The following is a 20,447-nucleotide window of genomic DNA, read 5'->3' on the forward strand; positions in this document are numbered from 1 at the left end:
CCAACAATCAAGACTGTTTGCGTAGCTTACTACAGCTTGACAAAACTAGCCTCATTGACCTAGGTTTAAAGCCTTAAATTTACATAACGTATACTTTTACTTAATCCTTCCCTGCTCATTTTCTAGTGCCGAGCTTCGAGCTCTAGGTCCTTTGGAATTGCCACTACTGAACCTGTAACTAAAATTTAGTCTTACCTGTCTGGTTTCGAAATAACTAAAGTTACGGATATACAAATCGCCAACAGATTGCACCGAATTGCCTTGCATACCTTTATAAATATCAGCAAAAATCAGCCTAATGGTCGCTTTATCATTCATCAAGTTACGTTGTAAGCCCAAATCTATTTGGCCTGTTGCTCTATGAAACTGGTTTGCACCTGCTAACTTCCTCGAATTGTAAATCCCTACTACCTCCGCATTAAATCGGTACGGTAGTTTAAAGCTCTGCTGTAAATTTATTCGCCCTGCAAATTGTTGCAAATCCAATTCTCTTCCTCCACCAAAATCAATATCATTGTTAAGTCCAAATAAAACACCATTAAAAGTAATATTCCACCACTTTGCGGGGCTTAAAGTTTGGGTTAACGTTAAAGCCAAATGCTGTTGCACACCCAAATTTCTTGGCGTCATTACAATTTTGCTATCATCAACCTTATCTGTAACCTCTACACTAAATTTATCAGTATAGGTGTAACTTAAACCAATAATTGTAGAACTTTTATAAACGTATTGCAAGAGCAAACGATGGCTTAGCTGTGGTGCTAAAAACGGATTTCCCTGCCAAAAAGAAAGCTCATCTAATAGGTAAATAAACGGGTTAAGGTTTTGATAGGCTGGTCGGTCTATCCTTCTAGAATAGCTTAAAGAATAATTATGATTTGCGGATGGTTTTACCGTCGCAGCAAAAAATGGAAACCAGTTAGTGTAATTCCTTTCAGTCATTTTCATATTTCCTGCTACAATAGAAATTTCATCCAATTCTCCTTTCGATGCTGTGTTTTCTACCCTTAAACCTGCCTGTAATTGCCATTTCCCTATAGGTTTCTGGTAATTTACATAAGCGTTCGCAATTTCCTCTTGATAAACAAATCTGTTGGAGCGGTCTGGATCTCGAAATTCGCCAGTTGGCAAAACCTCCAAAAATCTAGAGTCATTATCTGCGGATATTGACGAAAACTTAAGTCCAGTTTCTAATTTGCCTTTCCAAACTTTGGTGGTATAATCAGCCTTGATGGCTCTTAAACCAATATCAATTGCATTTAAAGAGCGATACAAATTATCACTTAACACCGTTCCATTGCTAGCGGTGTATTTGTTGGTTTGTAAGTTGCCTGCACGTTTGGTAAAATCGCCATAATCTGCATCAAAATTGATAATTCTCCCTAAAGTATCTTCGTATTTATAGTTTAAATTAACATTGTATCGCTGTGTTTTTTGCTGATAATAATCGTTAATAGCCGTTAATGTTTGGTCTATTTGGTTGGTTTGGGCAATGCCTATGTCGGTTCGGGTATCAGTAATTCCGCCTCCGAAAATAAAATTCCCATTCAGCAAAATTCCGATGGTGTTTTTCTTGTCGATGGCAAAATCTGCACCCAGCCGAGAACCCATTTTGTTACGCTTATCAACGTCGTCAGTGAAACTATTGTAAAACTTGCCTGCCTGAATTCTATCGCCACCATATAAATACGAGTAATAACCAACAAAATGACTGTAATTACCGAAAATGTTGAGCCTATTTTTTCTGTAATTTAACGCCACATCCTGATTATTCCTCAAGTACACACCATAACTTAAGCCGCTAGTTAATGCTGCCGAAAAACCTTGCACATTAGACTTTAAGGTTTTCACATTAATTACGCCAGCCGTACCCGCAGCATCGTATTTTGCACTTGGACTGCTAATAATTTCTATGGCTTTTATTTCGGAGGCCGACATGGATTTCAGCAATTCGGCAACTTCACGATTTGACAGGTAAGTCTGTTTACCATCTATCAAGATAGCTGCTCCGCCTTTTCCGTTCAATGAAATATTGTTATCCGTTCCAACCGTTACGCCAGGTGCTCTGCCCAACAATTCTAGTGCATTAGTGCCTTGCGCTGTAAGGCTTCTGGCAACGTTGAAAATGATATTGCTGCCATCCATTTCAATTACTTTTTGTGCTCCACTTACGTTTACTTCTCGTAAAACTCTCGCTTTATGTTTCAACTTTAGCTGTCCAAAGGCTTTTTGCAAAGGCTGATGTGCAGTTTGAACAAAATCGACCTGGACGTTTTCATAACCCATAGACGATATTTTTAAGGTATAAGAAACGTTGAATTTTAGCTGATGAGAGAATTGAAACACCCCCTTCTCGTTAGCTATGGCACCATTTACCTGCGTGTCGTTTTCCAAAAGTGTTACAGTTGCGAAGGGAACAATTTCTTTATCGGCACCTATAATCTCTCCTGTTAAATAGCTTTTAGAAATGCCATCTTCTTTAGTTGAAATGTGTTCACTTCCAATCACAATCATACGCTCAGATAGTAACTGATAGAATAGCTTTTTGCTTGGCAACACAGTTTTTAAGACTTCGCTAACTGGTAAACGATTGGCGCTTACGGTTACGGTCATTGTATCAGAAACCACATCATCGCTGTAAACAAATGTGTAACCGCATTGCTTTTGAATTTCCCTGAATAAAGATGGTAGTGGAATATTTTCTTTTTGCAAAGTGAACTTTCGGTCTTGCGCTGATATCGAGAAATAAGTCAAAAAAATGGAAGTAAATAGCAGTATTCTCTTCATCCCTATTCCTTAATAATTACCAAACGATTAGTAATGGTATAAGTTAACGGATAAGAAAGTTTCAAGGCTTCCATCGCTTGATGGATAGTTTCGGTAGTGAAAGTACCACTAAAGCGCTTTTCTTTTAGTTTTTCGCTACGTATTTCAATCTTTAGGTCGTATTTCTTTTCCAATTTGGGTGCTAAATCAACCAGCTTCTCTTTTTTAAAAACCAAAGTATCTGCTGTCCAACTAGCTTCTTCTAAAATTAATTCTGGTTGTAATGAAGTGATATTAAAAGCTCCTTTGGCTGTAGATTTATTCAAGAAAACGAGCTTATCGTTGGGTTTAAGTAACACACTGTTTTTTGCATTTTGTCTATCGGTTACTGCTATGGCGCCACGTATCAATGCTACTGCCACGCCATCATTTTCCTGATAGGCATTTACGTTAAAAGCTGTGCCCTTCACTTCAATATCTACTTCACCAGCATGAATAATTAACGGAACAGCAGTGTTTTTTACGACATCGAAATAAGCCTCCCCATCAAGGGTGATTTCTCGGCTTTCCTTCCCAAAATCTTCGTTGTAGCTAAGGGTAGATTTTTTATTGAGCCAAATGTGGGTGCCATCATCTAAAACCTTAAAAACTTTCTGGTTGCTTGCTACTAGTGTTGTTGTTTCGTTGCGATTTAGAAAATAATGGCTTATCAAGCCAACTCCGAAAACAACTACCAAAATTGCTGCGGCCCTAAATAAAATGCTTGAAAATAGACTTTGTTTCGGTGTTGTAAAATCGAATTTATCCACCATTGCATGAGTTTGGGCTTCTCCTATTTTTTCCCAAATTAGAACTAGTGGTGCAGCCTCCACTTCCTTCTTTTCAGCAAAATAACTATCCATTTGGGAAGCCATTTTTTGATACGTCTCATTTTCTAGGGCGTGGTTCAGTTGCACTTGTTCAGTCTCCGAAATTTCTCCCGACAGCTTTTTAGACAACAACTCGATGAACTTATCTTTTTCCATTTGTTCAATGCTTACAACCTAAAGACACTACTTTTTAAATGAATACTCACTTAGCCTAAAAAAATAGAATTGATAACGCAGGTGGCAAATTTTTCTTGCTTGTTTTAGCTTGAGGATGATAACCTAAATATTCGCTAATCTCATCTGCCAATGTTTTTACAGCCTTATACAACTGATTTTCGACCGTTCTTTTCGACAATCCCAGTATTTGTGCAACTGCCGAGGCTTTAAATCCATCTTCCTTAATCAGCTTAAAAATGATTTTTCTTTGTTCGGGAAGCGATGAGACGGCGGCATCTAGCAATCTTATCAGTTCCTTATCTTCCAGGTGCGAGTAACTTGTCTCGTCTTTTTCAACTATGGTTTCATCTTCACTAACTATAACGACTTGTCTTTTCCCATTCCTGATTAAATTTAGGCAAGCATTTTTTACGGAGATATATAGATAAACTTCTGGATTTAGAATGCTAGAAAGTTCCGATCGCTTAAGCCAAAGCTTCACAAAAAGCTCAGAGCTAATTTCTTCGGCACTTTCTAATTGCTTGGTGTATTGCTTCGCAAATGCTACCAATCGCCAATAATAAATAGTAAAAAGATGATTAAAAGCCTCCTTTTTTCCTTGTTGGATTTCTTGAAACAATAGCTTAATCTTTTCTTTTTCTGGCATTAAATGAGGCTTGCAAATATTTGGTTCTTTTAACAATGACACCAAATTAGGAAGTTATACTTATTTAAGGATAAAATATTGGGTTGATTTTTCTCCAGTTCGAAAAATACTTATTGAACTCACACGGTTTTAATCATATTCAAGTATTTATTCGAGTAAAAACACATGAATTTCGAGTAGAATTACATACTGCGAGTTAAATCACTACATGTAACTTTAGAATATCAAATTAGACGCTATAGTTAAATGAAAAGAAAATTTTAGATTATTCAGCCAGTTTAAAATTGTCTTTCACTAAACGTAAAACATTATCCCAAAAACACAATAACCGTTAATTTGAAAAAATAGTAATTTGTTTGGTTTGGCTACCTGAGAGGTCAGGTAGCCTTTTTTAGCTTTTTAGAACTACTCTTGTACCAACCGTCTATGGTAGTTAATTTGGCCGAGATGATAGTTCAAATGACCTAACAAATGCAACAGAAAATACTCAGTTGTGGTTACTTGTGATAATACAATTATCGGGTAATCCATTTTCATATCCTCGTCTGTCAATGTATTCATTGAGCTTTTAATAACTTCGATGGTAGCCTGCAACTGTGTTATCATTTCTTGCCTAGGAATATCTTTTAAAGAAAATTCCAACTCTCTATTCCTTACATAAGCTGTCCCGCCAATTTCTTTGCCTATGTAGGTGTTTAAATTCCCAATGAGATGCAAGACTAAGTTACCTGCAGAATTAGCTATTTCTTTTTCAATAAGCCAAATATTAGATTCAGTATGATAAAGTTCAAGTTCTTTAATTACTCTATTTAAATCTCTTTCGAAAAGTGAATTTAAGGTATGGCTAAGCATATTTGTAGATTACCAAATTAAGTTTTTTCACAGCGATTGGGATGTATAGGTAGACCATAACACCAATATACAAAAAAACCCCACTCGGACGGAGTGGGGTTTAGCTCGAATGAACAAGCTCCCGACACTGTGTATTTTTCCAGAAATTTGCTTGATGATTTGACTAGAATTTCAAAAATTGATGAAGATCCTTTAGAATAATGCAATGATTTTGCCGAAGAAATACGAAATTTCAATGTTTTAATAAAAATAACATGGTCAAAAAATACAAATATTAGATTTTGAAAAGATGTTTACACTATTTAATCAAGGTATAGGAGCTCTTCAATTCAAACCAGTTTGTAGCTGAATTGATTGAAACAGGCGATTTTTTATCTACTTGAACCAGATAAGAGTTATCAAATACCCATTAATATCTGAGAAATAGCACTGCTCATACATCGTGCTATTGGCCCTATTGTCATTAATATAGAACCAACTTTCGGGATCAACATCTTCTATTAGCGACTCATAAGGAATAATCGGGTTTAGAAAATATTTTGCAGACAAAGTACCTTTTGGAAGATTTATACCAACCTTAAAACGGAAAGCAAATTTTGGGAAGTCGTGACTTTTTGAAAACCACTTTACTACACCAGTTCTGGAAACCACTACCATGAATTCCCTCGAACCAATATTAATAAATCTCAAGATAGAGGCGACCAAACTAGTTTGGAAACTATCTGATATAGAATTTATCAAATCAAAAGAGAAGGGTTTTCGAGCACAAAAAGCTTTAAATTTTCCTTCAGGCATAAGCAGGCAGCCTGCGAAGTAATCAGCTTCATTTTCAATTAAACTATGGTGACTTAAATTGTTATGAGAAGGATGAGGCTGCAGAAGTCCATGCTTTAAGCCTATTCTATGCTCATCTATAAAAAAATGGCCCAACTCATGTGCCAAAGTAAAGCGGCCTCTTTTTGAAGTTTTAGTATTCCCTTTATCAAGATTTATATGAACGTGAAATTGTCTCTCATAATGTACTAGCATTCCATCAAAGCTGTTTTCATAATGATCAAAATATACGGAGAGAGATTCTGAATCAGCAGCAGCAATTAAGTCAGTAAGGTTACCTAGTGAGAATTCTTTAGACACAAAATCAGCTAATTCACTTATCTTCTTCTGTCTTATCGGCGTCATTTTTTTTCTGATTATCTAACATTTTATTTAAAATATGCTCAGGTAATCCTTCTAATCCATTTCGCGCAACCATCTTATACTCTGAAATTATTTGATTTTTATCAAATGCTAGAAATGGTATTTCTTCTGGGAACTGCTTTACAGTTCCGGAAAATATTCTATCCAGTGATACTTTAGAATCGGCTAACTTGATGTCATCATTATCATCAAAAAGTTTGTTGAATCTTTTTAACTCTAGCTCGTTCCTAGGAAATAAATGGCCAGTAGAAGCTAACCAGACTGTAATTTCCTCAGGATCAAGAAACAATTTATTTTGAGCCATAAATTTGTATTATTTGAGTAATAGTGTCAGTTGCCACTTTTTTATATATCCTGATGGATGTCTGAGTTAACTCCAACTCATCTCTTAACTTCTCTAATAAACGTCTTGGTAATTTCATCCCTTTACGCTCATGTGCCTGGTATGTTAAATAAATTATTTTATGTTTTGGACCAAGCCTGTCCAAAGCTTTTTCAATTAGTTCGGCTTTCAATTTTAAATCCTTAGCTTTTTCAGTTGGCAAAGAAAGATTTTCTAAGCTCGGAAACTCAACTATAATGTCTTCGTCTCCAGAATAGTCATCTCCAGTTTTATTTTCCTCTCTATTTTTATCGCACAATAGCCTTTGAGCTATCCTGAATATGTAAAATAGTACGCATCTATCCAAATTACTTGCTTTGCATTCACTCGGATTAAAACGGTCTGCTTTCAACCAAAATTTCTCTAGTGCCTGTTCTGAAATAATATCTCCTACAGATTGATCGTATCCCCATTTCTTAGCAACAACACGGCATTTCTTTGTTAGCTCATTTTCAAATTTTAGAAAAAAATTTTCAAATGCGCATTTCGCAGCTTCCATGAAATCATCCTTTCCTTGGATGTATTCGATAAGTTCCGCTGTAGTAGCATCTTCAAGTTCGCTTCGATCCATCATATGCTACAATTGATATACGTAAAACCGTTAGTAACGATTCTCGTACTTAATAAAAGGGCGTTTGGTTGATAGTGCATTATTTTGAGAGGTTGAGGATTTAGTAAGATTAAAATTAATAAAAACATGGGAAACAAAAAATTAAAAGTAAGGTAGGTCGCAGATGCGGTATCGGATTAAAAAGTAGTTCAATAAAAAATTTAAAATAAAAATACATAAGGAATGAGTTCATACAATCACAAAAGCAAGCTTCATGTTAGAATAAAAAACTTTGTTGCTTGGATAGCTCCAACAAAGGAAAGTCGAGAAGCAATTAAGAAAAAATCGGATGAAGTCAGAGCTAACATTAAAGCAAAAGCTGAATCGGATGGGTTAACTATTATAGACATGCCACATTCTGGATCTTTCGCCACTCGTACCGGATTGCGTCGCCACATGTACGGAAATACCACTACCGAGGGTCAAGATATTGATCTACCCTTTGTAGTTAAAAAAGATAAAGAGACGGAATTTGGCCCGCTAATCCGCAGATTTAAAAAGTATGCTGAGGAATGCTACCCGGACCATGAGATAGAAGAAACTAAAAGTTCCGTCAATATCGTTTTTGATAATGAGAAGCTAACATTCGATCTTGTACCCATGTTTGAAGGCGGTAAGGCTGGCGAACAGATACTGATCCGCAACACCGGCGAGCAGATTAGAACCCGTGTTGAAAAACATCGGGAATTTATCAGAAAAAGAACAGCGGAAACAAAAGCAAATGATGGTATCGTTACTTTCAACGATATGATTCGTTTGCTAAAGTGGTGGAGAATTAACAAAGAACATGAAACCAACCAGAAACTTAGCATTCCGAGTTTCTTGATAAATCTTTTGTCTGCTAAAGCTTATGAAACTTGTGGTGACGATACAACCTACCCTCAAACCTTGGCAAATTGGTTTTCTTATCTAGCGCATATTGTAAAACAAAAAGAGACAATTTGGTTTAAAGACTACTACAAGAGCATCACCCCTGATTCATCGAAAATTTGGATAGTACTTGATCCAGTGATGGCCGATAACAATGTCGTTAGAAATTGGTCATGGTATGAAGTTGATGACCTTGCGGAATGGCTACAAGAAGCTTCCGAAATCATGAACAGGGCCATAGTGGCTGATCTTGATGGTCGGAACGGAGACAGTTTGACTCAATTACAATTATTATTTGGCAAAATATTTTCATCACACTGCGATTAACAAAAAAATATGAGTGCATTTACATTTACAGGTACCGATTCTTACACAGAAGCTGATGTTAAGGCGGTAATGCAAAATACCTATGAGGACATTATAGGGTTTGCGAACAGAGGAATTATAACTTATGACAGGGCTAAAAATTGGATTGAAGACATAACCTATACTTTAAAAGCAAAGGTTTTAAAATCTTTCGAGATCCAACTTTACAATGAATCGGGAACACGTTTCCAGTCATATAAGTACACAGTAAGCGTTGGCGGTTACCTATCTAGCGGAAGTTCATCAGGAGGTATTAATTTTTGGTCTATACCTGCTGGCACAACTGCTGGACTATTTGCCGATATCGATAATAGCCTCTCTAATGCGGCGGGTGTAAACGAAGAATTAGGGCGCAGAGGATGGGGCACAAATGGTTCACCGTTAACAGGTAACCAAACATCCGAAAGAGATTATGTTAGCAATAACTTAAAATTATCTAGGTCAATAATAACAAAATAACATATGGACGTCCAATTACAACAAAATAAGCACCCTGACAAAGCATCACAAAGAGCATTTGATCAATTGATTGCAATTGATGACCAAAAGGAGGCATTGTTAAACTCTTTAGAGTTATTTTTCAACACCACAAAAGTTGAAAAATGGCATAAAACACATCATGCTAATAAATTAGCTTTCTTTTCAAATATATTATCTGGCACACCGCTAATCATTTTATCTGGAGATGTAGGTTGTGGTAAGACCGCTCTTGCCCATAGCATAGGTACCCCATTGAGCAACATTATTCAAAAACGTGTTATTACATATGAAACGCCATCAAATATTAGAGGCGGGGGGCATGTTGGTGAAATTGGCAACCGTATAACAGATGCTTTTACTCAAGTAAAAAAGAGCATCAAGGCTGAAGAAATGGGTATTCTTATCATTGATGAGGCTGATGATTTAGCAACCGATAGAGATCAAAACCAGGCGCATCACGAAGATCGTGCTGGATTAAATGTTTTGATTAAGCAGATAGATCTTGTTTCACGAGAGAAAATAGAGCTTGCTGTAATTTTAATCACAAACCGACTTAAGGTGTTAGACCCAGCTGTTATTAGGAGAGCGGTGCAAGTAATTGAATTTGAAAGACCCGACGCAGAATCTCGAAAATTAGTATTTGAAAGCATATTTGAAGGCGCTACTTTAAGTTCTGCTGAATTAGGCAAACTGATTGAAGCAAGTGAAGGAAAAGTTCTTTATAGTTTTTCAGACTTAATTCAAAAAGTTGGTAAACAAGCATTGTTTTTAGCAATCCAAACCAATACGCCTTTTTCAGTTGATTTGTATTTGGATGTTCTGAAAACAGTTAAACCATCACCTTTAATTAAATAGCGGATATGAAAGAAAGATTAACAATAGTTATTGCCCATTATGGTTTAGATAGAAAAATCACTGAGGCCGAATGCTTAAGTGCTTTGAGTAGCGATGAGTCCATAAAATATAAATTCATTGATTTCGAAGCTGGCAACAATAAGCTAAGTGAGCTTTACAATTTATCTTACGATAATCTTGCACTTTATCAGCAAAGAAAATTTATTGAGATAGTAAAGCCAGTTTTAGAGGAACATCCTGGTGCTTTGATTGCATATTTTGGGTTAACTCCTATCCCTATTGCTTTCCATTTTGGCTTTTTGATTGGAAATACACATCCATATGTAATTTATCAATACCATCATAAGCAACATAAATGGCTAAAGGAAACTGATAAGCCTTCTGCTGAATATGAATTTTCAATCTTGCCAATAAACCTACCGTCGGAAACTCAAAAAGGAAAAGGAGACGTTAGTATCAGAATAGCCACATCTTATAATATTGACCCACAAGCTACATATGAGGTTGCTGCAAATCCTGCAAATGAATTCGACATTACCTTGCAAACACCAAATGTAGATTCTCTTTATGACCAGAGATGTATAGAGAAAGTGGTTTCAGCATTTCAGGAAGTTTTAGATAGTTATGCTAACAAATTGAGTGACCGAGATAAAATTCAATTATTTATCGCGGCGTCGGCCGGTTTACCTTTTGCATTGGGAACACTAATAAATACAAACATTTATCCTTTCATACAGACTTACCAATTCAGCCGTGACGAAAGCCCAAAATACAAGGAAGCAATACTGGTTACCAAAGAAGTTGACAGTCGGGTTATATTATCAGAGGATGACCGAAATGTTGCTCAAAAAATTAGAACAACCTGGCAAGATCAGTTGGATAATAATTTAAAGCCATTCATAACCAATATTGCTGGAAAGAAATCAGAAAATTGGTTGCAAATGGTTTGTTCAACTGATGCAGAATACAAAAAAGTTTCTAAACAATTGAAACATCCTTGGTCTACAGTGACTGATATAAATAAAACCAGCTTAAAGAGCGATAGGATAGATGTAGAAACTGTTGATGTAGAAGATGGGTTTGAATATATAGAAAAAGACAATACTTGGCTGATAGATGACGGGTTTCTTTTCGGTTTATCCAAAAGGCTTAGTAAATCAACAGATACAGATATTATGCAGGCCAGTAGGCTATTCTTTTTTCATGAAGCCCTACACTACAGTAAAGATGGACATCGACTAACAAAGGAAATTGCTAATGGCATTGGGCAATTCCCGAAAGTAATTGAAGAAGCTGATTATCAAGCTGATGTCTGGGGTCTTTTAACAGAATATAAGTATGCTTCTATTTACGAGAATGCAAAGATTAAAAAAGGCCTCAAACATTTTTTCTGTAACGCAATTGAAACAGCTATTGAAACAATGTGGAGTTTTGTAGATACTGGTGCGGAGTTAAATATTATTCAGGTACGTTCTATGAATAGGTTCCTCAATTGGTATTGGCAATGGGTATTGATAGAAAATGTAGATGGGGAAGGAACTTTTGAGGAAATATTGGCTATACTTTTAGATAAACCTGTAATAGAACTTGCTGGTGCACCAATGGAATTACGTGGATACCGAACATTTTATAAATTAAATGTTAAGCAAAGCAAATGTCAGTTGGCTGCTTTTGTAAAAAACAAAGTTTATCGTTTTACACCTAATTTAATAGATGATATTTTGGATGGATTTAGAATGCTAAATGGTGAAAACATCAAAGCTGGTTTGAAAAGTTTTCAGGTCACGTTATCTTAGTATTACTTGCTTCAACTAGTACAAGGTGAGTACCTTGTACTAGTTGAAGTAACAAGTGGAAAATGGCTATATGATTTCTCTTATTGGAATTTGTTAATGTGCTGTCTAAATATTAATGTAGGATGATTAACCATGTTAATTGTTTCAGATATAGAACCTCAAAATTTTATACTATTTTAATAAAACTCAAACATAATATTATGGCATTAGTCTCCAAAACCAACCGTAATTGAAAACCAAGTAACAAGATCGCTTACCATTAAAAAAGTCGTCGAAGGCTTCAAAGCAAAGAAAAAAATTAGCCTATTGTTATTCGAGTCCTATTCCTTGATGCGCTGATCTACATTGGAACATTTAATATTTCTTTTTAGTAATTCTCCACCCGATTTCAGAAAACACTAATCAAAACCCTAATTATTTAACGTCTGTAAAAGCGTATGAAAATTTCAGCAAAAATATCTTCATACTAACTGAGGCCTATTTGAATTTTAATACTTTACAATATGCATATTTGTAAAGCATTCAACGATATATCTAATTGTGGCTTCATAAGTATATTTTACCCCTAGTTTTTCCTCTTGTTGTGTAATCTCTGCCAAAATTATTTTAACGAGAAATTCGGGAACTATGATCCTTTCACCATACATGAATTGTGCAACTTCTTGAACCAGATTACCTAAATAATTCAATCTAATTTTTATATATTTTGATACAAGTTCTGCATTAGCGGCATCAAAAAATGCATCTTCACAACTCAAAATCAGTTCTCCATCCTTGAAATTGTTAACCGGAGCCTCGGCAAATAATTTTTCAAAACCCATAAATGAAACTGGATTCAAATCATTTTCGTAATTCACGTTTAAAATAACCACGAATTCACCAATCAACATACAAAATGGTTTCTTTTCACTTGGCTCAAAAAAAGTAAATCCTATCTTTTTTTCCGAAAATCCAGGGCTTCTAATTACCTTATAACCTACTTTTGTTAAGTTTTCGGGTATTTCTACATCTTCAATTTTTCCTGCAAGTGCAAAGGCACAAATTGCGGAACGCAATAATTCCTCGTCTTGATTCGACATTTTAAATCCATAGACACCTGATATAGAAGCTCTCCAAAATATTGAAATCCATAAAACGGCAGAATTCAAAGGATCTTTATTACTTTGAAAAATTCCAGTCCCATGAGTTTTTAAAGATTGAGAATATTTACTTTCAATCGTGGATAAAAATTTCTCACAATCTGAGCAAAAAATATAATCTTGGATGGATGGATTCTTAAAACTTTGCAATTCTTCATCAGGCAAATTCCCCACCACTTCTTCTATTTTCTCTGGTGATACCCCCCTTTCAAAGTGCACTTTAGAACTTTCTGCGGTTAAAGTAAAACCTAAACCTTTGTCTCTACCCCCAGAATTATCGATATTTTCAACCATTTTTAGCAGAAAATGAGGAATTAAGTGCGATCCTTTCTTATCGGCTTCTTTTTGTTGACATAATAAACATAGCTTCATTTTAAAAAAATTATCATTTGCAATATACATATATCGAAAACAAACTATTGAAAGGATTTTACAGAGCTGTGTTTGCAAGGGCATCCTGAAATTTTAAGTATGATAAAGCACTAATAACAATCAGTCCTTAGCGTTTTAATTTCCTCGTTGAAGGGACTTTAGTTCGATGCATAGAAGCCAACTTTGGCAAAATCAAAAGTATCTTGTGCATTTCCAAATGCATTCTTGGACATAACTACCGATGATCCCAAAGTTTTTCATATCTTGATTAAACCACAACAAACTATTATGGCATCTTTCACCAAAACCAACCATAATGGAAAATCAAATCAACAGATCTCTTACCACTAAAAAGGTTATCGAAGACTTCAAAGCTAAAGGCACGAATCTTTCAGAAGAGGAAGCAGAAAAGTATATAGACTTAATTTACTTCTTCTCAGAACAGGCATTTAAACTCTATAATGCTAGTAAAACATGTATTTCTATCGAATTTAACAGCATCGAACCGAAAAAAGCGGAGAATATAAATTATAATCTATTCGCTAAGAAGGTGTTAGTAAAGCAAGTTTGAGTTTTTTAGAAGCTTTGCACAGTATGGGTACGGGTACTGGGCTCGAACCAAAAATCGGCCTCTATTTGCCCTATGCAACGATTTGAAAATCAACTAAAAACAGAAATGCCCTTCACAATATCGTGAAGGGCATTGGCTCCCTCTGCTGGGCTCGAACCAGCGACCCTCTGATTAACAGTCAGATGCTCTAACCAGCTGAGCTAAGAAGGAATTTTCCTCGAAAGGATGGTTATCAATTTTTCAAATTAAAAAGCCCTACTTAAGTAAGGCTTTTTGCTCCCTCTGCTGGGCTCGAACCAGCGACCCTCTGATTAACAGTCAGATGCTCTAACCAGCTGAGCTAAGAAGGAATGCTGGCAATCCTTAAAACGTTTAAAAATGCTCTTTATGATTTTGAACACTCTTGCTCGTTTTGGGAATGCAATATTAGGGCTTTTAAATTATTTATGCAATATTTGTAGCGAAAAAAAAGATAAAAACATCAATAAATAACGTATGAGCCTGATAATCATAGGTACTGTAGCATTCGATGCTATTGAAACACCGTTCGGAAAAACAGATAAAATCGTTGGTGGCGCTGCAACTTTCGCTAGTTTAGCTGCTTCTTACTTCTATAATCAAACAAAAATTGTTGCAGTTGTTGGCGACGATTTCAAAAAAGAGGACATCGAGACCTTAAATAAACACGGTGTAGATACCGAAGGTCTGCAAATTAAAGAAGGCGAAAAATCTTTCTTTTGGAGCGGAAAATACCACAACGACATGAACAGTCGCGATACTTTAATTACAGAATTAAACGTATTAGAAAATTTCGATCCAATAATTCCAGATAGCTATCAAGACTGCGAATATTTAATGTTGGGCAACCTAACACCACAAATTCAGCGTACCGTTATCGAAAGATTAAAAAATCGCCCAAAACTAATTGTACTTGATACCATGAACTTTTGGATGGATATCATGATGGACGATCTATTGGAAACTATCAAATTGGTAGATGTTTTGACGATCAACGATGCTGAAGCTCGCCAATTATCTGGAGAATATTCTTTGGTAAAAGCAGCTAAAAAAATCCTTACAATGGGGCCAAAATACCTGATCATTAAAAAAGGTGAGCACGGTGCTTTGTTATTCCACGAAGACAAAATTTTCTCTGCTCCAGCATTGCCTTTGGCAGACGTTTTCGATCCAACTGGCGCAGGCGATACTTTCGCTGGTGGTTTCATCGGTTATTTGGCAAAAGTGGGCACCATCAACTTCAATAACATGAAAAACGCGTTGATTTACGGTTCTGCATTGGCTTCCTTCTGCGTAGAGAAATTTGGTACAGAGAGATTATTAGACCTAAGCCAAGAAGAAATCACTAACCGTTTACAGCAATTTGTAAGCTTAAGCAGCTTCGAGATTAAGCAATAATATTTTTAGAAGCGCACTAATACTGCTGCTATAAACAGATAGTCCCGTTTTACGCTGTACCTACGGTGCCGCTACAACCGGGGCTATTTTTGTTTAGTCATTACCTTAAGCCAAACTCCCCACCTTGTCAAACTTCTCAAAAACCGCATCGGTATGTGGCGCATCAGCAAGTTCATCGGTTAAATCTTGTCCCGCCCAATGCTCGTAATGTTTGCCGTTCTTCCAGAGCCTGCTTTCGGTAACATCATAAATAACACCTTTATAAGCTACCCAAATCTGAGGTTTATCTTGTCCATTGCGCAATGCCAACTGCTGTTTAGTGTAGGTTTGCAGTTCCACTATACCAAACGTTTACGCATTAAAAACTCAAAAACATATACACTTACCAGTAGCATAGCTAAAGCAATAAAATGGGTTTCAATTGGGATCTTTATCACAAACATTCCCGTAAGCTGGGTTTCGGTCACACGTACAATGCCATTCCAAAAAAGAATTCCATACACTAAATAAAAAGGAACCAACATCACCAAAAAAGCACGATAAGCCCTATACATGAATCTTAGCCTACCTACATACTCTATTGAAAACAAAACAATTGCGAGTATTGCAAAAGTAGACACCGTGTACCATTTTGTATAGCCAAAAAACAAAAAAGCTACACATAAACCCAACAATAAGTTGCTTACCGCTAAGCTGTATTTCTGTAAGTCGTTTTTCGGAAACTTGATATTGAGATATTGATATATACTAACAGCAGCAAAACTGAAACTGAAGTTTATGAGAAACTGTTCTAAAGGAACACCTCCTATAATTACTCCTATACTACTAGCAATATCAAAATGTAATAATCCAGCTAAATGCATGGCCAACGTTATGGCAGAGAAGATAACTCCAGAAACTAAACTAGCTCCAATTACTGCCCTTGAAGCATCCTCCTTAAAAATCTTCTTATCGAATTGTAAAACAAGCGGAAATACTATTAGTCCAAGTGCCAAGAACAGAAAAGCAAATTTTATCATCGTGTGGGGTTAATCCACAAAAGTATAATTTTATTAATGGTTTGAAACTCGTATTCAAATTCTTACTGTAAGCATGAACCGCATTAAATAAAAAAAGCCCCGATTAATCCGGGGCTTTCAGTGTATTCGTTAAAATTAACCTCTATCAGCAGAGTAATTTTTTAAATATTTTTTCAGTTGACCTCTAGCAACGTGAATTCTAGTTTTCACCGTGCCAATTGGAATATTCAACTCTTCAGCAATTTCGTGGTATTTAAAGCCTTCGAAATATTTAATGAAGGGCACATAATATTCTGGAGCTAAAGAATCTAAAGCTTTATTGATATCTTTTAATACGAACTTACTTTCTACTGCATTATTAGTTGCACTGTAGTGTAAGTTAGCATAAGTAATATCATCGCTTTGCGTAATTAATGCATTTGTTTTTACCAAGCGTCTGTAATTGTTAATGAAAGTATTACGCATAATGGTAAATAACCAACCTTTCAAATTGGTTCCTTCCTTAAACTTACTGTAATATGTTACGGCTTTCAACATGGTATCTTGCACCAAATCATTCGCGTCTTCCAGGTCTTTAGTAAAATTTAAGGCAAATGATTTCAAAGAGGTAGAGTAATCGTTCAATTGTTCGTTAAATTGCAGCTGTGTCATATTCTTTTTAGTTTTTAGTTAATAAAGAACAGATGCTTGATGGGCGGCAACTGTCATAGTCGTGTAACACATTACAACTATGATACCAAAAACAGCAAATACTGATGGCTGAAATTACAATTTTGAAAAAAATCACTTCAAAAAGCGCTAGAAAGCACTCCAAACGTCAAATTAAAAAATATTTACTTCTCTTTCTAAAAGCACTCCAAATTTTTGCTGTACAGTATTAATAATTTTTTCCGAAAATCTGTACACCTCCTGTCCTGTTGCACCACCATGATTAACTAGCACAAGTGCTTGGTTTTTCCAAGTTCCGGTATTCCCTTCTACCATACCTTTAAAACCGCAAGCTTCGATTAGCCATCCTGCAGCTAGTTTAATTCTAGCATCTGGTGCAGGATAGTGAGGGATGTCTGGAAATTGCAACACCAGCTCGTCAAATACTTCCTTATCTATAATTGGGTTTTTAAAGAAACTGCCTGCATTGCCAATTGTACTAGGATCTGGCAATTTACTTACGCGAATAGCAGCCACAACTTCAGACACATCGGCAATGGTTGGATTTGTGATCCCCCTCCGTTCCATCTCTGTATTAATTGCCCCGTAATGGGTTTGGATCTTTGCTGTTTTCGAAAGCTTATAAGTTACCGAAGTAATGATATATTTTCCTTTGAGTTTTCCTTTAAATATACTTTCTCGGTAGGCGAATTCACAATCTGTCCTGCTAAAAGTTCTAATTTCGCCAGTAGTTATTTCAAACGCCGTACAGCTTTCCAACACATCCTTAATTTCTACACCGTAAGCACCAATGTTTTGTATCGGCGACGCCCCTACCGTACCAGGAATTAAAGTAAGATTTTCTATACCAGCATAGCCTTTACTAACGCAATATTTCACTAAATCATCCCAAACTTCTCCAGCGCCTGCTGTAACCAAAACATCATCTCCAATTTCTTCAACACTAATGCCATTGATACTAACTTTAAGTACCATCCCATCGTAATCTTTGGTGAACAGCATATTACTTCCACCACCCAAAATCAACAACTTATTTTCTTTAGCCAAGGGGTCGCTAAAAACTTCCGCTAAGTCTGCTTCACTAGTGATATCTGCAAATAGTTTTGCATTCACATCTATTCCGAAAGTGTTGAGTTGTTTTAAGGAGTAATTTTCTAGAAGCGGCATTGAGCTATTTTTTATTGCAAATGTAGTAATGATTTTATATCCAATAGCATCGGATTACGATTTAGCACTTTGTTAGCTCTTCACTTTAGTTTGTCTGCCAATTGTAAATTACTATAAAACTCAAAAATTTTCAATAGGAAACTTTTGGATTAAAAAAAGTTTCCATAGTTTTGCATCGAATTTTTGAAAGGAAAATAAATTGGAAGTAAAAGATTATATCATAGACGGGGCCGACAAACTTTTTTGCCAGTATGGTTTTAAAAGTGTGACGATGGATGATATTGCGAAACATTTGGGCATATCCAAAAAAACCATCTATCAGAATTTTAAGGACAAGAATGAGCTCATCAACATTCTAATTCGCGACCGGATTGTGAACCAAGATTTACAGATGAACAAATGTTTTGATGCCTCTGAAAACGCAGTACAAGAGCTTTACTTTGGCATGCAAGACATGGATTATTTTTTAGCAACGATGAACCCAATGCTTTTTTATGATCTGCAAAAATATCATCAAGAAGCTTGGTTAAAATTCATCGCCTTTAAAGAAAAAGAAATAGGCAAGAAGATTTTAGAAAACTTAGAAAGAGGAAAACAAGAAGGTCTTTACAGAGCTGAAATTAATAGCGAGATTATTGCCAGAATGAGGCTTGATCAGGTGGATGTTGTTTTCACCCAAAATGGGCATTACGATACCAATAAAAATAGTTTATCGAGTATTATGGTTGAAGTAACCAGACATTTTTTATTTGGAATTTGTAACAATGAGGGTATAAAACTAATCCATAAATACGACGAAGAACTCTTGCAAAAAAAAGAGAAAGAAAATACCATTTAATAAACGAGCATTCACCCAAAAATTAATAATTATATCGACTATGTTTAGAATAAAAAAGGCAAAGCTATTATTACTGCTGATCACCAGCATAGGCTTGCCAGCGTTAAGCGTTGCCCAACAACCGCTAACGTTAAAAGAAGCGCTAAATTATGCGCTAGAGCACAACACGGCTGCTAAAAAAGCCATCCTTGAAATAGATAAAGGCAAATACAAAACCGAGGAAATTAGAGCGCAAGCTTTACCACAAATTACAGGTAATGCAGGCTTAACCTACAATGCAATTATTGGCCAATTAGTTGCTGATATTGGCGGTCAAACGCAATCTTTTAAAATGGGCCAGGCTTGGAATTCTGTTGCAGGTGTACAATTATCACAACAGTTATTTAACCAAACTGTATTTACTGGCTTGCAAGCAGCAAGATCTAGTGAAAACTATTATAGATTGAACGCACAACTTACGCAAGAGCAAGTAATTGAGCAGGTTGCTAATAACTATTATCAGGTATTGGTGAACAGACAACAGCTAAATGTAATTGATACCAACATTAAAAACGTAAAGGTTGTAGAAAAGATCATTTCTAATCAGTACAAAAATGGTTTAGCTAAAAAAATTGATGTTGATCGTATCAATGTAAACTTAACGAACTTGGAAACACAAAGAGAACAAGTTTTAAATGGTATTACTCAATATGAAAACGTTTTGAAATTTTCTATGGGTATGCCAGTTACAACATCAATTACATTACCACCGTCTGAGCTTACTGATGTGAAACAAAATCCAGTTTTAGCAGACACCATTAATCTAGCTGCTCGTACAGAAATGAAGTTAATGGACGTGCAAAGAAAGCTACTTGATTTACAACGTAAAGCTTATGTTTCTGAGTACTACCCTAGCCTATCATTAAATGCTAACTATAACTACAATAGTCAGTCTAACGGTTTCGACTTTTTAACTTCTAACCGTAATGCTATCGGGTTTGATGCTTCGGCAATTGGCGTAACCTTACGTATTCCAATTTTCAATGGTTTCTTAACTCGTTCTAAAATTAGACAAGCAGATGTTGAAATCAAACAATTTGAAGCAGATCGTTTTGAGCAAACCAACTCATTAAACATGGCTTATGAAAATGCTAAAATTCAGTTACGTAATAGTTTAAACACCATCAATTCGCAAAAGAAAAATGCTGAATTGGCTAGAGAGATCTATGTAAGTACGCAAAACAACTACAACAATGGTTTGGCGTCTTTAACAGATTTGTTAGATACTGAAAACTCGTTGACACAAGCTCAAAATAGTTATACGCAAGCTTTGTTAAACTACAAAGTTGCCGAAATACAGTTAATCAAATCTAAAGGAGAAATCAAAACTTTAGCACAATAAACCAAAATT

General features: G+C 35.8%; 20 protein-coding genes and 2 tRNA genes. 8 read left to right on the forward strand and 14 right to left on the reverse strand.

The window, feature by feature from the left end:
* Nucleotides 1-96 precede the first annotated feature (96 nt).
* The 7 genes from AC23ME_RS17290 to AC23ME_RS17320 all read right to left on the reverse strand — a co-directional run bounded on the left by AC23ME_RS17290 (nucleotide 97) and on the right by AC23ME_RS17320 (nucleotide 7,463).
* On the reverse strand, nucleotides 97-2,787 hold the full coding sequence (locus AC23ME_RS17290) for a TonB-dependent receptor (protein WP_487729017.1): 2,691 nt from the start codon (nucleotides 2,785-2,787) through the stop codon (nucleotides 97-99).
* A gap of 2 nt (nucleotides 2,788-2,789) precedes the next feature.
* On the reverse strand, nucleotides 2,790-3,791 hold the full coding sequence (locus AC23ME_RS17295; protein WP_487729018.1) for a FecR family protein: 1,002 nt from the start codon (nucleotides 3,789-3,791) through the stop codon (nucleotides 2,790-2,792).
* Between the two features lie 55 nt (nucleotides 3,792-3,846).
* Nucleotides 3,847-4,458: an RNA polymerase sigma-70 factor gene (locus tag AC23ME_RS17300; RefSeq protein ID WP_487729019.1), complete on the reverse strand. Its 612-nt coding sequence runs from the start codon at nucleotides 4,456-4,458 to the stop codon at nucleotides 3,847-3,849.
* Between the two features lie 405 nt (nucleotides 4,459-4,863).
* On the reverse strand, nucleotides 4,864-5,310 hold the full coding sequence (locus AC23ME_RS17305) for a DUF1572 family protein (RefSeq protein ID WP_487729020.1): 447 nt from the start codon (nucleotides 5,308-5,310) through the stop codon (nucleotides 4,864-4,866).
* A gap of 375 nt (nucleotides 5,311-5,685) precedes the next feature.
* Nucleotides 5,686-6,489 (reverse strand): ImmA/IrrE family metallo-endopeptidase, encoded by an 804-nt coding sequence (locus AC23ME_RS17310; protein WP_487729021.1) that lies wholly within the window; start codon nucleotides 6,487-6,489, stop codon nucleotides 5,686-5,688.
* On the reverse strand, nucleotides 6,458-6,811 hold the full coding sequence (locus tag AC23ME_RS17315; protein ID WP_487729022.1) for a hypothetical protein: 354 nt from the start codon (nucleotides 6,809-6,811) through the stop codon (nucleotides 6,458-6,460). Before AC23ME_RS17315 ends, AC23ME_RS17310 begins: the two co-directional genes overlap by 32 nt.
* A complete protein-coding gene (locus AC23ME_RS17320) occupies nucleotides 6,798-7,463 on the reverse strand; it encodes a sigma-70 RNA polymerase sigma factor region 4 domain-containing protein (RefSeq protein WP_487729023.1) in 666 nt (221 codons plus the stop codon). Before AC23ME_RS17320 ends, AC23ME_RS17315 begins: the two co-directional genes overlap by 14 nt.
* 219 nt (nucleotides 7,464-7,682) lie before the next feature.
* Here AC23ME_RS17320 and AC23ME_RS17325 point away from each other — a divergent pair, with 219 nt between their 5' ends.
* Genes AC23ME_RS17325 through AC23ME_RS17340 form a run of 4 tightly spaced genes read left to right on the forward strand, consistent with a single transcriptional unit; the run spans nucleotide 7,683 to nucleotide 11,866 of the window.
* Nucleotides 7,683-8,696: a CBASS oligonucleotide cyclase gene (locus AC23ME_RS17325; protein WP_487729024.1), complete on the forward strand. Its 1,014-nt coding sequence runs from the start codon at nucleotides 7,683-7,685 to the stop codon at nucleotides 8,694-8,696.
* A 9-nt stretch (nucleotides 8,697-8,705) separates the two neighbouring features.
* Entirely contained in the window at nucleotides 8,706-9,194 is a 489-nt protein-coding gene (locus AC23ME_RS17330; RefSeq protein WP_487729025.1) for an HORMA-1 domain-containing protein, read from the forward strand.
* Nucleotides 9,195-9,197: 3 nt separating this feature from the next.
* A complete protein-coding gene (locus tag AC23ME_RS17335; protein ID WP_487729026.1) occupies nucleotides 9,198-10,070 on the forward strand; it encodes an AAA family ATPase in 873 nt (290 codons plus the stop codon).
* 5 nt (nucleotides 10,071-10,075) lie between these two features.
* On the forward strand, nucleotides 10,076-11,866 hold the full coding sequence (locus AC23ME_RS17340; RefSeq protein WP_487729027.1) for an SAVED domain-containing protein: 1,791 nt from the start codon (nucleotides 10,076-10,078) through the stop codon (nucleotides 11,864-11,866).
* Between the two features lie 488 nt (nucleotides 11,867-12,354).
* Here the strand turns inward: AC23ME_RS17340 and AC23ME_RS17345 are convergent, their stop codons facing one another.
* On the reverse strand, nucleotides 12,355-13,377 hold the full coding sequence (locus AC23ME_RS17345; RefSeq protein ID WP_487729028.1) for a hypothetical protein: 1,023 nt from the start codon (nucleotides 13,375-13,377) through the stop codon (nucleotides 12,355-12,357).
* Nucleotides 13,378-13,693: 316 nt separating this feature from the next.
* On the opposite strand from AC23ME_RS17345, the gene AC23ME_RS17350 reads away from it, so the two are divergent.
* The gene (locus tag AC23ME_RS17350; RefSeq protein ID WP_487729029.1) at nucleotides 13,694-13,948 is read left to right on the forward strand and encodes a hypothetical protein; all 255 of its coding nucleotides are present in this window, start codon (nucleotides 13,694-13,696) and stop codon (nucleotides 13,946-13,948) included.
* A gap of 133 nt (nucleotides 13,949-14,081) precedes the next feature.
* Here the strand turns inward: AC23ME_RS17350 and AC23ME_RS17355 are convergent.
* Nucleotides 14,082-14,158, reverse strand: a tRNA-Asn gene (locus AC23ME_RS17355).
* 66 nt (nucleotides 14,159-14,224) lie between these two features.
* Nucleotides 14,225-14,298, reverse strand: a tRNA-Asn gene (locus AC23ME_RS17360).
* Between the two features lie 145 nt (nucleotides 14,299-14,443).
* Here AC23ME_RS17360 and AC23ME_RS17365 point away from each other — a divergent pair.
* Nucleotides 14,444-15,364 carry a PfkB family carbohydrate kinase gene (locus tag AC23ME_RS17365; RefSeq protein WP_487729030.1) on the forward strand — a complete coding sequence of 307 codons (921 nt, stop codon included), beginning with the start codon at nucleotides 14,444-14,446 and terminating at the stop codon, nucleotides 15,362-15,364.
* A gap of 105 nt (nucleotides 15,365-15,469) precedes the next feature.
* On the opposite strand, the gene AC23ME_RS17370 is transcribed toward AC23ME_RS17365, so the two are convergent.
* The 4 genes from AC23ME_RS17370 to murB all read right to left on the reverse strand — a co-directional run bounded on the left by AC23ME_RS17370 (nucleotide 15,470) and on the right by murB (nucleotide 18,219).
* Nucleotides 15,470-15,703, reverse strand: coding sequence for a cytochrome b5 domain-containing protein (locus AC23ME_RS17370; RefSeq protein WP_487729031.1), 234 nt, complete (start codon nucleotides 15,701-15,703; stop codon nucleotides 15,470-15,472).
* Entirely contained in the window at nucleotides 15,703-16,383 is a 681-nt protein-coding gene (locus AC23ME_RS17375; RefSeq protein ID WP_487729032.1) for a lycopene cyclase domain-containing protein, read from the reverse strand. Before AC23ME_RS17375 ends, AC23ME_RS17370 begins: the two co-directional genes overlap by 1 nt.
* Before the next feature lie 135 nt (nucleotides 16,384-16,518).
* Nucleotides 16,519-17,034, reverse strand: a complete 516-nt coding sequence (locus tag AC23ME_RS17380; RefSeq protein WP_487729033.1) for an RNA polymerase sigma factor — start codon at nucleotides 17,032-17,034, stop codon at nucleotides 16,519-16,521.
* Between the two features lie 171 nt (nucleotides 17,035-17,205).
* Nucleotides 17,206-18,219, reverse strand: a complete 1,014-nt coding sequence (gene murB / locus AC23ME_RS17385; RefSeq protein ID WP_487729034.1) for a UDP-N-acetylmuramate dehydrogenase — start codon at nucleotides 18,217-18,219, stop codon at nucleotides 17,206-17,208.
* A gap of 199 nt (nucleotides 18,220-18,418) precedes the next feature.
* On the opposite strand from murB, the gene AC23ME_RS17390 reads away from it, so the two are divergent.
* On the forward strand, nucleotides 18,419-19,057 hold the full coding sequence (locus tag AC23ME_RS17390) for a TetR/AcrR family transcriptional regulator (protein WP_487729035.1): 639 nt from the start codon (nucleotides 18,419-18,421) through the stop codon (nucleotides 19,055-19,057).
* A gap of 40 nt (nucleotides 19,058-19,097) precedes the next feature.
* A complete protein-coding gene (locus tag AC23ME_RS17395) occupies nucleotides 19,098-20,438 on the forward strand; it encodes a TolC family protein (protein ID WP_487729036.1) in 1,341 nt (446 codons plus the stop codon).
* The last annotated feature ends 9 nt before the right edge of the window (nucleotides 20,439-20,447 follow it).

The sequence above is a fragment of the Pedobacter sp. T50_32 genome, assembly GCF_057652195.1.

Bases quoted from the DNA above. Each gene is read 5' to 3' on its own strand.
- AC23ME_RS17350 (WP_487729029.1), top strand. From the start codon at position 13,694: ATGGAAAATCAAATCAACAGATCTCTTACCACTAAAAAGGTTATCGAA.
- AC23ME_RS17300 (WP_487729019.1), bottom strand. From the start codon at position 4,458: ATGCCAGAAAAAGAAAAGATTAAGCTATTGTTTCAAGAAATCCAACAA.
- AC23ME_RS17365 (WP_487729030.1), top strand. From the start codon at position 14,444: ATGAGCCTGATAATCATAGGTACTGTAGCATTCGATGCTATTGAAACA.
- AC23ME_RS17325 (WP_487729024.1), top strand. From the start codon at position 7,683: ATGAGTTCATACAATCACAAAAGCAAGCTTCATGTTAGAATAAAAAAC.
- AC23ME_RS17310 (WP_487729021.1), bottom strand. From the start codon at position 6,489: ATGACGCCGATAAGACAGAAGAAGATAAGTGAATTAGCTGATTTTGTG.
- AC23ME_RS17290 (WP_487729017.1), bottom strand. From the start codon at position 2,787: ATGAAGAGAATACTGCTATTTACTTCCATTTTTTTGACTTATTTCTCG.
- AC23ME_RS17380 (WP_487729033.1), bottom strand. From the start codon at position 17,034: ATGACACAGCTGCAATTTAACGAACAATTGAACGATTACTCTACCTCT.
- AC23ME_RS17295 (WP_487729018.1), bottom strand. From the start codon at position 3,791: ATGGAAAAAGATAAGTTCATCGAGTTGTTGTCTAAAAAGCTGTCGGGA.
- AC23ME_RS17315 (WP_487729022.1), bottom strand. From the start codon at position 6,811: ATGGCTCAAAATAAATTGTTTCTTGATCCTGAGGAAATTACAGTCTGG.
- AC23ME_RS17375 (WP_487729032.1), bottom strand. From the start codon at position 16,383: ATGATAAAATTTGCTTTTCTGTTCTTGGCACTTGGACTAATAGTATTT.
- AC23ME_RS17335 (WP_487729026.1), top strand. From the start codon at position 9,198: ATGGACGTCCAATTACAACAAAATAAGCACCCTGACAAAGCATCACAA.
- AC23ME_RS17330 (WP_487729025.1), top strand. From the start codon at position 8,706: ATGAGTGCATTTACATTTACAGGTACCGATTCTTACACAGAAGCTGAT.
- murB (WP_487729034.1), bottom strand. From the start codon at position 18,219: ATGCCGCTTCTAGAAAATTACTCCTTAAAACAACTCAACACTTTCGGA.
- AC23ME_RS17320 (WP_487729023.1), bottom strand. From the start codon at position 7,463: ATGATGGATCGAAGCGAACTTGAAGATGCTACTACAGCGGAACTTATC.
- AC23ME_RS17395 (WP_487729036.1), top strand. From the start codon at position 19,098: ATGTTTAGAATAAAAAAGGCAAAGCTATTATTACTGCTGATCACCAGC.
- AC23ME_RS17345 (WP_487729028.1), bottom strand. From the start codon at position 13,377: ATGAAGCTATGTTTATTATGTCAACAAAAAGAAGCCGATAAGAAAGGA.
- AC23ME_RS17305 (WP_487729020.1), bottom strand. From the start codon at position 5,310: ATGCTTAGCCATACCTTAAATTCACTTTTCGAAAGAGATTTAAATAGA.
- AC23ME_RS17340 (WP_487729027.1), top strand. From the start codon at position 10,076: ATGAAAGAAAGATTAACAATAGTTATTGCCCATTATGGTTTAGATAGA.